The 12,663-nt window shown below is 67.5% G+C and carries 13 protein-coding genes; 9 read left to right on the top strand and 4 right to left on the bottom strand.

Features of this window, described 5'->3' with window-relative positions; genetic code table 11:
- Positions 1-35 precede the first annotated feature (35 nt).
- Genes HT102_RS03345 through HT102_RS03330 form a run of 4 tightly spaced genes read right to left on the bottom strand, consistent with a single transcriptional unit; the run spans position 36 to position 974 of the window.
- Positions 36-476, bottom strand: coding sequence for a hypothetical protein (locus HT102_RS03345; protein WP_192037950.1), 441 nt, complete (start codon positions 474-476; stop codon positions 36-38).
- Complete coding sequence (locus tag HT102_RS03340; RefSeq protein ID WP_192037949.1) at positions 473-637, bottom strand: hypothetical protein; 165 nt, start codon at positions 635-637, stop codon at positions 473-475. The genes HT102_RS03345 and HT102_RS03340 overlap by 4 nt, the downstream gene beginning before the upstream one ends.
- Entirely contained in the window at positions 634-801 is a 168-nt protein-coding gene (locus tag HT102_RS03335; RefSeq protein WP_192037948.1) for a hypothetical protein, read from the bottom strand. The genes HT102_RS03340 and HT102_RS03335 overlap by 4 nt, the downstream gene beginning before the upstream one ends.
- The gene (locus HT102_RS03330) at positions 798-974 is read right to left on the bottom strand and encodes a helix-turn-helix domain-containing protein (RefSeq protein WP_192037947.1); all 177 of its coding nucleotides are present in this window, start codon (positions 972-974) and stop codon (positions 798-800) included. Before HT102_RS03330 ends, HT102_RS03335 begins: the two co-directional genes overlap by 4 nt.
- Before the next feature lie 117 nt (positions 975-1,091).
- Here HT102_RS03330 and HT102_RS03325 point away from each other — a divergent pair, with 117 nt between their 5' ends.
- From HT102_RS03325 to ffh, 9 genes are all read left to right on the top strand, one after another.
- On the top strand, positions 1,092-1,721 hold the full coding sequence (locus tag HT102_RS03325) for a helix-turn-helix domain-containing protein (protein WP_192037946.1): 630 nt from the start codon (positions 1,092-1,094) through the stop codon (positions 1,719-1,721).
- Complete coding sequence (locus tag HT102_RS03320; protein ID WP_192037945.1) at positions 1,714-2,841, top strand: tyrosine-type recombinase/integrase; 1,128 nt, start codon at positions 1,714-1,716, stop codon at positions 2,839-2,841. The genes HT102_RS03325 and HT102_RS03320 overlap by 8 nt, the downstream gene beginning before the upstream one ends.
- A 320-nt stretch (positions 2,842-3,161) precedes the next feature.
- Complete coding sequence (locus HT102_RS03315; protein WP_192037944.1) at positions 3,162-3,494, top strand: cupin domain-containing protein; 333 nt, start codon at positions 3,162-3,164, stop codon at positions 3,492-3,494.
- Between the two features lie 143 nt (positions 3,495-3,637).
- Positions 3,638-5,059, top strand: coding sequence for a signal recognition particle-docking protein FtsY (gene ftsY, locus HT102_RS03310; RefSeq protein ID WP_192037943.1), 1,422 nt, complete (start codon positions 3,638-3,640; stop codon positions 5,057-5,059).
- A 238-nt stretch (positions 5,060-5,297) separates the two neighbouring features.
- The gene (locus HT102_RS16235; protein ID WP_192037942.1) at positions 5,298-6,482 is read left to right on the top strand and encodes a phosphodiester glycosidase family protein; all 1,185 of its coding nucleotides are present in this window, start codon (positions 5,298-5,300) and stop codon (positions 6,480-6,482) included.
- A 185-nt stretch (positions 6,483-6,667) separates the two neighbouring features.
- A complete protein-coding gene (locus HT102_RS03300; protein ID WP_225443199.1) occupies positions 6,668-7,885 on the top strand; it encodes an ammonium transporter in 1,218 nt (405 codons plus the stop codon).
- A 177-nt stretch (positions 7,886-8,062) separates the two neighbouring features.
- On the top strand, positions 8,063-8,401 hold the full coding sequence (locus tag HT102_RS03295) for a P-II family nitrogen regulator (RefSeq protein ID WP_192037940.1): 339 nt from the start codon (positions 8,063-8,065) through the stop codon (positions 8,399-8,401).
- Between the two features lie 35 nt (positions 8,402-8,436).
- Positions 8,437-10,953 (top strand): [protein-PII] uridylyltransferase, encoded by a 2,517-nt coding sequence (locus tag HT102_RS03290; protein ID WP_192037939.1) that lies wholly within the window; start codon positions 8,437-8,439, stop codon positions 10,951-10,953.
- Positions 10,954-11,086: 133 nt separating this feature from the next.
- Entirely contained in the window at positions 11,087-12,658 is a 1,572-nt protein-coding gene (gene ffh / locus HT102_RS03285; protein WP_192037938.1) for a signal recognition particle protein, read from the top strand.
- Positions 12,659-12,663: the final 5 nt, after the last annotated feature.

Below are 12,663 nucleotides of genomic sequence, written 5' to 3'. Positions count from 1 at the left end.
GGTTGGGGTGCGGATAACCCCAACCGGCAGGCCAGTTACCACTCCGGTTGCCAACCCTTCGCATCGCTCACCAGCTTCGCCAGATCGTCGGCGAACCGCAGCACCTCGGCAGCATCGTCGGTCTCGCAGAACTCGATCGTGTAGGCAAAGTCCGAGAGGTCTCCGTTCGGTGCGTGCTGGAATGCCGCCCAATGTGCCCACGGGTCGCGTCCCTCGCTGGTCGTGCAGATCGTCAGAATGCGATACACGTGACCGTCGAAATCAGCGGCCCAGGGCGAGGCCTCGACAATGTTCTTCGGAGTCGGAACGTTCCTCGTTTGCGCGTTGCTCGCAGCACGTTCGCGGGCGTGGACCAGAAGTGCTAGCGCGGCTTCCTCGGGGGTCGGGTACTCCTGCACTATCACGTCGTGCATCGACATTAGTTCGGCCATGTCCTCGCCGGTGAGGTCGTCGAGTACTTCTGCGGGGATATTCACGGGTTCTCCTGCGGGTCGGTCATGCGGGTGATGTGTTCGGGGAGGGTGTTGTGCTCTCCTGCGGCCTCCGCGAGGGCTCGGACCAGCGCGGAGCGGGCGGGCATCGGCGTCGAGGAAGTGGCGAGGATTTCGAGGGCGCGCGCGGCGATGCGGTCTGTCATCGGCCACCCCGCCAGAGCTGGCGGGACGGGTGGCAGCGATGTAGCTGGGTCAGGCGCTGATCCAGGCGGGAGAAGTCAGCCTGCGCGAGGGTAATGCGCTCGGTGAGCTGGGCGAGGGTAGCGGCAGCGCGAGCAAGGCGCGCATCAAGAGCGGCAGTGTTCACGCGGCATCGACCTTCGAGGCGATGAAATCAGCGATAGCCGAATCCGGCACGAACCTACGCCTGCCGATGTTGATCGACGCCAGCTCGCCACTGTTGATGAGCGAGTAGATGACGCTGCGGGAGATGCCTCCGAGGGCCTCGCGGGCCTCATCGATGGTGTGCAGACGATTCATGAGCAAAACCCTTCGATGGTTGTTCTACAGCACCAGATACGCGAACGATGGCGCTGTTGCAGCGACGATAGCGCACGGTGGTAGACAACGGCAACCAACCCCGAATACGGTGCTGCCATGCAACCAGACGATGTGGGCGAAGCATGGCAGAAATGGGAACGCGCCACGCTCGAGCAACTCAGCGAAGGCCTCAAGCGCGTCCGCAAGCAACGATCCATGAGCCAGCGCGCCCTAGCGGAAATGGCGCAGATAGACCGGGGCATCGTCGCCAACCTCGAATCCCTCGGCAGGATCAGCGAACTACCTAGGTTCTCGGTCCTCGTCCGCCTCGCCTGGGCGCTCGATACCAGCATCGCGGAACTCGTCTACCCGCCATCCCGCGCAAGAGTGGCGATCACCCCCGGCTACCAGTCCAGCCCCCTGGTTGCATCACAGTGGCTGGGCAAGTCGAAGGCCTTCGACCTGGCGGACCGCAACGCCTACCTCGAGCACGTCGTAACGCAAGACTGGACGGATAGCGCGGAAATGGCACGAAACATCCGCCCCGGCAACGACTTCGATGTGTATTCCGAACGTGTCCTTCTCATTAGCCGACTCAATCGGCTACGCCTGACCATCCGGGAGCTAAAGGAGGTCAAGGCCAGCCTCGCGGCGGAGGACATAGCCGATACCGGAACGTACAGCGCCGACAAGCTCGACCAGCTCGACGAGCAGGCAGCCCTACAGCTCCAGAGGCTCAATGCCTAGGATCCACGGCGATGGCAGCATCCGGCAGCGCAAGGACGGCCGCTGGGAAGCCCGCCTACGCGACGGCAGCAAGCAAGTGTCGATCTACGGCAAGACCCGCCGTGACGTAGCCCAGCAACTCAAGAAGGCACGCGAGCGCCTCGACGCGGGCAAGCCCGTGCGCGACGCCAACCGCACCGTTGCCGACTGGGCAGCCCAGTGGGTCGAAGTGACGCTACCCGCCTCAGGCAGGGCCGCTACCACCCGCGATCAGTACACCATCCTCACCCGCAAGCACATCATCGACGATGAGCTCGGCTCATTGCGCCTCGGCAAGGTCACCGGGGGAGACGTGGAACGGTGGCTAGGACGCAAGGCCACGCAAGGCTATGCGGCATCGACGCGGCGCACCATGTACGCCGTCCTCCGCGCCATCCTCGATACCGCGGTACGTGATCGGCTGCTAGCCCGCAACCCCGTGCATGACGTTAAGCGGCCCGCGCAGCAGTCCAGCGAGGCGGCGCACCTTGCACCGGCTGAGGTCGCTCGCATCCTCGATGCGGCCCGATCCTCCCGCTACCATCCCGTCCTCGTGCTCATCGCGGCCACCGGATGCCGCAAGGGCGAAGCGCTGGGGCTGCGATGGCGTGACATCAACCTATCCGCGGCCCAGCTCACCATCCGTGGGAGCCTCGCACGCACCAGCGGGGGAATCCTCCTCACCGAGGCGAAGTCAGCCACTTCGAGGCGGGAGGTTCCCTTGCATCAGGGCGTGGTAGCGATGCTGAGGGACTGGAAGCGCCAACAGCAAGATGAGAAGCTAGCGGCAGGCAACGTGTGGGAGGAAGGGACGCTAGGCGATCTGGTGTTCCGCACGGAGCTCGGGCGTCCGGTCGATCCGCGCAACGTGCTGCGGGCGATGGAAACGGCAGCACGACGGTGTGGCATCGCAGTCGATGATGTGCACGCGTTGCGGCATTCAGCGGCTACGGCGTGGCTCGAGGCGGGGGTGCATGTCAAGGCGGTGTCGTCGCTGCTGGGGCATTCGTCGATCTCCATTACTGGTGATCTGTACGGGCATCGCTCGGAGGAGGCGGGGCGCAGCGCGGTGGATGGACTGGGGGATGCCCTCGGGTTTTGACCCTCATTCTGACCCTCAGTTGCTTTCGTTCCCGATTGTCCATCGTTGTTCGTAGTTGCTTTGACCAGCGGGGATGCACCCCCGCGGACAGCCGAAAACGCCAGGCGCACAACTGGGGGTCAAGTGGTCGCAGGTTCAAATCCTGTCAGCCCGACATAGGAAACCCCAGGCCAGATAACTTCTGGCCTGGGGTTTCTTGCTGTTTGGGGGCAGCTGGTTCCGATCGTGAAGATCCAGCCACCTCCCGCGTGGCTAGATCCTCACGATCGTCGCGCTGGCCCGAGGGTACGGTGAGCGCAGCAACCGGAGGGAGCAGCGCGATGGCCGCGGAACCGAGCGAGACGATCGTGGCGGATGCGATGGGAGCAGCGATGCCGCGCGAATCGGGACCCGGCGCGGGCGTGGTGCTGGAGACAAGCCGGGCGAAGGTCGTGGCGTTCGCTTTCGCCCCGGGCCAGGAGCTGCGCGAGCATGCGGCCCGGCATCCCGTGCTCATCCACGGCATCGAGGGCGATCTGGAGCTCACGCTGCCGGACGAGGTGGTGCAGCTACGGCCCGGCGTTGTGGTGCACCTCGCGCCGATGGTGCGGCATTCGGTCAGTGCGCCGCGGGGCGGGCGGTTGACGGTGACGATGCTGCTGCCCGGGGAGTAGCTCGTCACCCGATCGTGAAGCTCCAGCCACGTCCCGCGTGGCCAGATCTTCACGATCCCGCTCGAGCGCCCAAGCCCGCCGCCGGAACCGCGCTGGATGGTGGGGTTTCGGCGGGATGCGGGTGTGTTTGGAATACTGCCGGGGTGACCACCGAACTTTGGATTGCCATAGCCGCGATCGCAGCGATCATTATCGTGCTGCTGGTCGCGGGAACCGTGCTATACAAGCGTCGCCAGATCCGGTTGACCCCGCCGCCGGAGCTGGAGAAGAAGGACCAGTCTGGTGGCTACCAGGCGCGGGGTGGGTTCAGCTTCAGCGAGGGCGCCTCGACCGCCTTAAAGGAGCCCCCGAGCAAGGAGCCCCTGCCCAAGTCCCCCCTGCCGCAGGAGCCACCTGCTCGTGAGGACGGGCCGCGGGTAGTCGAGCCTCCGGTTCAGCCGCGGGAGCGCACCGACGACGAGGGCCAGCCGCGGGTTGGTGATGATGCGTCGGTGCCGCGTGATGCGCCACGCAAGCCGATCGTGGATGTGGAGCTCCCTAAGGAGAGCGATACCGAGACCCCAGCACCCGCCGAGCCCGAGCCAGAGCCGGAGCTTGCCGAGGAGCTCGCGGAGCCGGTGGAGGAAGCGCCGGTCCTGGAGGAGATCGAGCCGACCGAGGGGCGCCTGAACCGCCTGCGAGGACGCTTGTCGAGGTCGCAGAACGCCGTGGGCAAGAGCTTGCTGGGCCTGCTCGGTGGTGGCGATCTCGATGAGGATTCGTGGGAGGAGGTCGAGGACACCCTGCTGATCGCGGACCTGGGCTCGGCGACCACCACGATGATCGTGGAGCGGCTGCGCGAGCAGATGGTGGCGCGCGCGGTGCGTACGGAGGCGCAGGCCCGCGAGGTGCTCCGCGAGGTGCTGGTGGAGGCGTTGCGGCCGGAGCTGGATCGGTCGATCCGGGCGCTGCCGCATGCGGATGCGCCGTCGGTGATGCTGGTCGTGGGGGTCAACGGGACCGGCAAGACCACGACCACGGGCAAGCTCGCGCGCGTGCTGGTGGCGGATGGCCGCCGCGTGCTGCTGGGGGCAGCGGATACGTTCCGGGCCGCCGCGGCCGATCAGTTGCAGACGTGGGGCGAGCGCGTGGGCGCGGAGACAGTGCGCGGCAAGGAGGGTGCCGATCCGGCATCAGTCGCGTTCGACGCCGTATCGCGGGGCATCGAGGCCGGGGTCGATGTGGTGCTGGTCGATACGGCGGGCCGCTTGCACACCAAGACCGGCTTGATGGATGAGCTGGGCAAGGTCAAGCGGGTCGTGGAGAAGCGCGCCAAGGTCGATGAGGTGTTGCTGGTGCTTGACGCGACGGTGGGGCAGAACGGCCTCAACCAGGCGAAGGTTTTCGCGGAGGTCGTGGACATCAGCGGTGTAGTGCTGACGAAGCTCGACGGCACAGCGAAGGGTGGCATCGTATTCCAGGTCCAGCATCAGCTCGGGGTCCCGGTGAAGCTCGTGGGACTCGGCGAGGGCGCGGACGATCTCGCTCCGTTCGAGCCGGAGGCATTCGTCAACGCCCTGTTGTGATGTCGCTGCCATAACGCTTCCGCGTCGAACCGGGCGCGCATGCTGGGTCGTTGTCGACGGCCCGGGCCACGAGGGGGCAGGGTGCGGGAAAGAGGTTGTTTCCTGAGCGCGGCCCTGCTGGAGGTGGACCATGCGTGCCCGGTTCTGCTTTTCTCTCACTGCGGTGGTGGCGAGCGTGTCCATAGTGCTCGCCCCGTCGGCCGGGGCCCAGGATGGTGCTGGTCCGCAGGACGCGAGAGTGTCGTGGAACGAAGCGGTGGATGCGGCCGCGGGCAATGTGCTGGCGTACCAGACGGGCCCAGGCGCGCCGATGCCACTGCAGCGGGAGGATCGCAGCCGGTACTCATTGCCGCGTGATGCGCGCATCGTGGCGGTGCCGAACGCGAGCCGCACCATCACCGGACGTTTGCTCACCGAGGCTCCGGGGGAGTCGGGACGGTGCGAGAGCACGCCCGGCGCGGTCACCTCGGATGGCACCGCGCAGTCGATGGAGCTGCTGCACGCGGGCGAGGCATGGGAAGTGCTGCAGCGACCGGCGATTCTTATCAATACGAACTTCTTCGATGTTCGACCGCAGGTGAGTGGCGCTACGTGGCGGGAATCCGGTTGCAGCGTGCCGTTTGGCGTGTATTTCGATAATTCGGCACGGCTCCAGGATCAATCCCCCGATGCCGGCGCGGAGTTCTATTCGGGGCCGAAAGGGCTGACCGGCGAGCTGGAGCAGGGCTGGGGTCGGCTCGCGACGTTCATCATCAGTGGGGATGGCACTGCAGCGAGCTCGATCGAGATGATCGTCGCGCCGTCGCCGTTCGACAATGCCGAGGCCGAGGCCCGGCTGGCGGACCTTCATGGGGCGGGCCGGGTCGTGACAGCGTTCTCGGGATTGTCGCTGCTGCATCCGAGCGGGGCCGTGGATGCGCCGGACGGGGTGCGGGCGGCACGCAGCGCGGTCGCCTATAGCCCAGCGCTGGATCGCTTGTTCTTCGTGCAGGCGGGATCGTCGCTGGATCGCGACAGCGGCTTGACGCAGTCGGAGCTGCGCGACCTGCTGCGCGGCCTGGGCGCGACGATGGGGGTGCAGCTCGATAGCGGTGGCTCGTCAGCGATGCTGCTCAACCGGGGCAGCGGGGTCCATTGGGCGGGCCAGGGCGTGGCCGCGGGCGTCGCGCCACCCGGTGCCTGCCCGGCGCTCCCGGAGGCGGTGTGCAGCCCCGGGATGGGCGCGGACGGGAGCAGCCGCGCGGTGGCGGGGTGGCTGGGCGTGGGAAGCCCGGTCATCGAGCAACCACCGGCGCCTGCCCCAGAGCTGGATGCGGGTGCCCCCGGCGCGAAGCCAGGCAGCGGTCGGGCTGATGACGTTGCCCCGCAAAGTGATCCAGCACACACCGGCTCGACTGTCTCGGCCCTGCCGCTAACGGACTAATTCGGGCGAATATCCCCAGGTGCAACGCGGGGGTAACACAAATCCGGCGTTCGTTCACGCGAGGGAAACATAGCAGCGTCCCAGTGGAAACAACGGATCAGCAGTATCTCCTCAAGCGGCGTACAGACCGGTACGCCAGGAGGAGGATTTAGGTGGACGAGATCAATTACGGCACCACCGCATGGATGTTGGTGTCGGCATCATTGGTCCTGCTGATGACCCCGGGCCTCGCTTTCTTCTATGGCGGCATGTCCCGGGAGCAGTCAGTTCTCAACATGATGATGATGTCGTTCGGCACGCTTGGTGTCGTCGGTGTCATCTACGTGCTGTGGGGCTGGTCGATGTCCTATGCGTCCGAGAGCGTCGGCGGGATCTTCGGAAACCCGTTCGAGCAGTTCGGGCTCAGCGGGACGATCTACAACGAGGACGGCAGCTTCGTTCTCTCCGATGGCCTGCCCGTGATCGTTGATGTCGGCTTCCAGGCCACCTTCGCGATCATCACGGTGGCCCTGATCAGTGGTGCGCTCGCTGAGCGCGTCAAGTTCAGCACCTGGCTGGCTTTCGTGGCGCTGTGGGTGACGGCTTCGTTCTTCCCGCTCGCTCACATGGTGTGGGGCGGTGGCCTGCTCTCCGATGACGGCCCGTTCGCGGACATGTTCGACGGCGTTGGCCCGATCGACTTCGCTGGTGGCACCGTGGTCCATATCAACGCTGGTGTGGCGGCGCTCGTGCTCGCACTGATCATCGGCAAGCGCAAGGGCTTCGGCAAGACCGCGTTCCGCCCGCACAACCTGCCCTTCGTGATGCTCGGCGCGGCGCTGCTGTGGTTCGGCTGGTTCGGCTTCAACGCCGGTTCCGCCTACGCGGCCGACGGCATGGCCGGCCTCGCGTGGGTCAACACCACCACCGCCACCTGTGCGGCGATCCTCGGCTGGTTGCTCGTGGAGCGCATCCGTGACGGCAAGGCCACCAGCCTTGGTGCCGCGTCCGGCATCGTTGCTGGCCTCGTCGCGATCACCCCTGCGGCTGGCTCGGTCAGCCCGGTCGGTTCCATCGCGCTCGGTGCTGTCGCTGGCGTCCTGTCGGCCCTCGCGGTCGGCCTGAAGTTCAAGTTCGGCTACAACGACTCGCTCGATGTCGTGGGCGTGCACCTTGTCGCCGGCCTGTGGGGCACCGTCGCGATCGGCTTCCTCGCCACCGAGACGGGTCTGTTCTACGGCGGCGGGATCGGCCAGCTGGTCGTCCAGACGCTCATCGCTCTGGTCGCCGTCGTCTTCGCCGGAGTCGTCACCCTGGTGATCGCGCTGCTGCTCAAGCCGCTCGGCTGGCGCATCAGCGATGAGGACGAGCACCGCGGCATCGATGAGGTAGAGCACGCGGAGTCCGCGTACGACCTCGTCTGAGGATCCGTATCGCCGATGGACCATGATCGGCCCCCAGGAATGATCATGATCCAGGCACAATTGAGGTAGCAAGCGCGGCGGGCGGGCCCAACCGGGGAAGACCTGGCCGGGACACCGTCCGCCGCGACCACAACGAAACCGCAGCAAGCCACCCATCGTTTCCGGAGGGATCAATCCATGAAGCTGATCACGGCCATCGTGAAGCCGTTCACGCTTGAAGACGTCAAGACAGGCCTCGAGCAGGCCGGAGTGCTTGGCATGACCGTCAGCGAGGTCCAGGGCTACGGCCGCCAGAAGGGCCACACCGAGGTCTACCGCGGCGCGGAGTACTCGGTGGACTTCGTTCCCAAGATGAAGATCGAGGTCGTCGTCGAGGAAACGTCGGTCGACAAGGTCATCGAGATCATCGTCGAGGCCTCCCGCACCGGCAAGATCGGTGACGGCAAGGTCTGGGTCACTCCCGTCGAGGCCGTTGTCCGGGTCCGTACCGGCGAGCGCGGCACCGACGCGATCTGACCCGACCCCGAACGTCCAGTGGCCCCGCACCCGCGATGCAGCGCGGGCTGCGGGGCCACGTCCATTCCAAGGGAGATCCACCCGTGACCACCGCGCCATCCGCCGACCTCGCCCGCGCCCGGAAGCAATTGATCGCAGCGACGGCGAAGCTCGACGCGCCCGCCGTGCGCGATGTGTTCGTCGATCTGTACGAGATCTGGCTGCACACCAAGGGCGCCGAGCTAGGCATCACCCCGGATAGCGGTTTCGCGGTGGTCGCCGTGGGCGGCCTCGGGCGGCGCGAGATGCTGCCCTATTCCGACCTGGACCTTCTCCTGCTGCATGAGGATGCCGACCCGAAGACGGTATCCACCGTTGCCGACAGCCTGTGGTACCCGCTGTGGGACGCGCACATCAAGCTCGACCACAGCGTCCGCACCGTGCCCCAGGCCGTCGAGGTGGCCAGCAAGGACATGACCGCGCTGCTCGGCATGCTCGAGGGCCGGCACATCGTGGGCGACCCCGAGCTGAGCAAGCAGCTCTCCGACCGTGTGCGCGACCAGTGGCGCTCGAGCATCCGCAGCAGGTTCGGCGAGCTGATCGAGCAGGCCGAGCAACGGTGGCAGCGCCACGGCGAGATCGCCCACCGGGCCGAGCCAGACCTCAAGAACGGCCGCGGTGGCCTGCGCGACATCCAGCTGCTGCATGCGCTCTCGGTGGCGCAGCTGACCAACGTCACGCCGAGCATTCGCAGCGATGACCCGCGCGGTGGTGTTCACGAGGCCCACCGCAAGCTCCTCGATATCCGTACGGAGCAGCATCGTGTCGCCGGCCGGGCGCGGGATCAGCTGCGCGCCCAGGACGCTGACGAGGTGGCCGCGTCGCTTGGCATCGGCGACCGGTTCGATCTCGCCCGCACGCTCAGCGACTGCGCCCGCACGATCAGTTTCGCCACCGAGACCGGAATCCGCACCGCCCGCAACGCCCTGCCGAAGGGCATGCTCGGCGGGTTGCGGCGAGCGCCATCGCGCCATCCCCTCGACGAAGGGGTCGTCGAGCAGGCCGGCGAGGTCGTGCTCGCGCGCGATGCCCGCCCCCAGCGCGACCCGGCCCTGGTGCTGCGTGCCGCTGCCGCGTCGGCAACCAGCGGATTTCCGCTGTCCGCGGGCACCCTCGCCCGATTGGCGGAGACCGCGCCCGAGCTCAAGGAGCCCTGGCCGCGCGAGGCCGTGCATGACCTGCTCGTGCTGCTCGGCTCCGGCAGGGCCATGGTCCCCGTCATCGAGGCGCTCGACCGCACCGGGCTGTGGGGCAGGATCCTCCCCGAATGGGGCGCCGTGCGTGACCTGCCGCCGCGCGATGCCATCCATACCTGGACCGTGGACCGCCACCTCGTGGAGACCGTTGCCTACGCGGATGCGCTCACCACCCGGGTCTCGCGGCCGGATCTGCTGCTCCTCGGAGCGCTGCTGCACGATCTCGGCAAGGGCCGGGGCGGGGACCATAGCGTCGTTGGTGCCGATATCGCTGAGCACATCGGCAACCGCATGGGCCTGCCGAGGGCCGACACCGCGATCCTGCGGGCCATGGTGCGCCACCACCTGCTGCTGCCCCATACCGCCACCCGCCGCGACGTCACCGATCCGGATGTGGCTCGCTTCGTGGCCGAGACTCTGGGTGGCTCCCGGGTCCTGCTCGAGCTGCTCCACGCCCTCGCGGAGGCGGATTCGCTTGCTACGGGCCCCGGTGTGTGGGGCGAATGGAAGGCAACGCTGATCAGCGAGCTCGTGCGGCGGTGCGAGCATGCCATGGATGGCGATGAGCTGCCCGCCCCCGACCCGGTGCAGCCCGAGCTGCTCGATCGCCTCGAGCCAGGCGAGGATGGCAAGGTCGCGCTACGGGTGTCCCTGCGCCCCACCGACCGCAACCACATGTATGAGATCGCGATCACCGGTCCTGATGCGCCAGGCCTGCTCGCGAAGGCCGCTGGGCTGCTGACCCTGCACTCCCTGCGCGTGCACGCCGCCTCGGTGGCCGGGCAGGATGGCGCCGCGCTCAATGTGTTCATGGTGTCGCCGAAGTTCGGCAGCCCACCGGACGCTGGGTTCCTGAGGCAGGAGCTCGCCCGGGCGCTCGCCGGGGACCTCGATATCCAGGCGATGCTCGATGAGCGCGAGCGCACCACGAGCGGCCCGGCGATCGCGGCGGACATCTCGTGCGATGCCCTGGCCGATGACATCACCCCGCCCGGCACCGGCGTGCTGGGTTCCCAGGTGGCGGCGGTGCCCGCGCAGCATGCCGATGCGCCTCCGGTGATCCGTTGGCTCCCGGCGGGGAACGCGGGCGAGGGCATTCTCGAGGTACGGTCCGCCGATAGCCTCGGGCTGCTCTCGCGCGTGGCCGGCGCTCTCGAGAGGGGCGGTGCCGATATCCGCTGGGCCAAGGTGGCGACGATGGGGGCGTACGTGGATGATGTGTTCTGCGTGGCCTTGCCCGAGGGGCCTAGGTCACGGTCGCGCGCGGACGCTGCCGTGCGTGCTGTCCTGCCCCGTGCGGCACGGTCTGCGCGGTAGGCCCCGCGCCGCGGGTATTCTCCTTGGGCCAGGCGGTTACCCTGTAGGGAGTGCCACCGGGCGTGCGGCGTACCCGAGTGGCGGGCAAGGCAAGCAGCGCGGCGCAGTGATGGACGAATAAGGAGTGCGGTCGGTGTTCGATTCCCTGTCAGACAGGTTGAATGGCGCGTTCAAGGGGTTGCGAGGCAAGGGGCGGCTCACCGACGCGGACATCGACGCTACCTGCCGCGAGATCCGGCTCGCCCTGCTCGAGGCGGACGTCGCGCTGCCCGTGGTGCGTGAGTTCATCAAGCGGATCAAGACGCGCGCCAAGGGTGCCGAGGTGCACGGGGCGCTCAATCCCGCCCAGCAGGTCGTCAAGATCGTCAACGAGGAGCTCGTCGGCATTCTCGGCGGCGAGACCCGTCGCCTGGCGCTCGCGAAGAACCCGCCCACCGTCATCATGCTCGCGGGCCTCCAGGGCTCCGGCAAGACGACCCTCGCTGGCAAGCTGGCCCACTACCTGCGCAAGCAAGGCCACGCCCCCTTGCTCGTCGCGTGCGACCTGCAACGCCCCGGCGCGGTGACGCAGCTGCAGATCGTCGGCGAGCGCGCGGGCGTCGCGGTGTTCGCGCCGCACCCCGGCACCTCGGTCGGGGACGGGAGCGCGCCCCGCGAGGTCACCGTGTCCGATCCGATCAACGTTGCCCGTGATGGCGTGGCCGAGGCCCGGGCCAAGCAGCATGACATCGTGATCGTCGACACCGCGGGCCGGCTCGGCATCGACGAGGAGCTGATGAGGCAGGCCGCGGGGATCCGCGATGCCGTGCAGCCCGACGAGACCTTGTTCGTGCTCGATTCGATGGTCGGCCAGGACGCGGTGCTGACCGCGAACGCGTTCGCCGAGGGCGTCGGGTTCACCGGCGTGGTGCTCACCAAGCTCGATGGCGATGCTCGCGGTGGTGCAGCGCTGAGCGTCCGCGAAGTCACCGGCAAGCCGATCATGTTCGCGTCCTCCGGCGAGAAGCTCGAGGATTTTGATGTCTTCCACCCCGATCGCATGGCCAGCCGCATCCTCGGGATGGGCGATGTGCTCAGCCTCATCGAGCAGGCTGAGCAGGTCTTCGACGCGGAGCAGGCCGAGGCGACCGCGCACAAGATCGGCTCGGGGGAGCTCACGCTCGAGGACTTCCTCGACCAGCTCATGGCCATCCGCAAGATGGGCCCCATCGCCAACCTGATGGGAATGCTGCCCGGCGCCGGGGGCATGAAGGACGCGCTCGAGCAGGTCGATGAGAAGCACCTCGACCGGATCCAGGCGATCATCCGCGGCATGACCCCCGCCGAGCGGGACAATCCCAAGATCATCAACGCTTCCCGCCGGTTGCGCATCGCCAACGGCTCGGGTGTCACGGTCTCCGACGTCAACCAGCTCGTGGACCGCTTCTTCGAGGCCCGCAAGATGATGTCCGCCATGGCCGGGCGCATGGGCCTGCCCGGGGGCAACCAGCGCCGATCGAAGACTCGCAAGGGCAAGAAGGGCAAGGGCAAAGGCCGCGGGCCCACGCCACCCAAGGTGCGCGGCGGCCTCCCGCCGGGCATGGGAATGCCACCCGGGATGCCCGACCTCTCATCGATGCCCAAGGGCCTCGATGAGCTGCCCCCCGGGCTCGAGGGCCTCGACCTCTCCCAGCTGAAGCTGCCCAACCAGGGCAAGAAGCGGTAGCAGCC

This window comes from Lolliginicoccus lacisalsi (assembly GCF_014841105.1).
Taxonomy (GTDB): Bacteria; Actinomycetota; Actinomycetes; order Mycobacteriales; family Mycobacteriaceae; genus Lolliginicoccus; species Lolliginicoccus lacisalsi.
The sequence above is the reverse complement of the archived record's forward strand: the minus strand, read 5'-3'. Positions and strand labels throughout refer to the sequence as shown.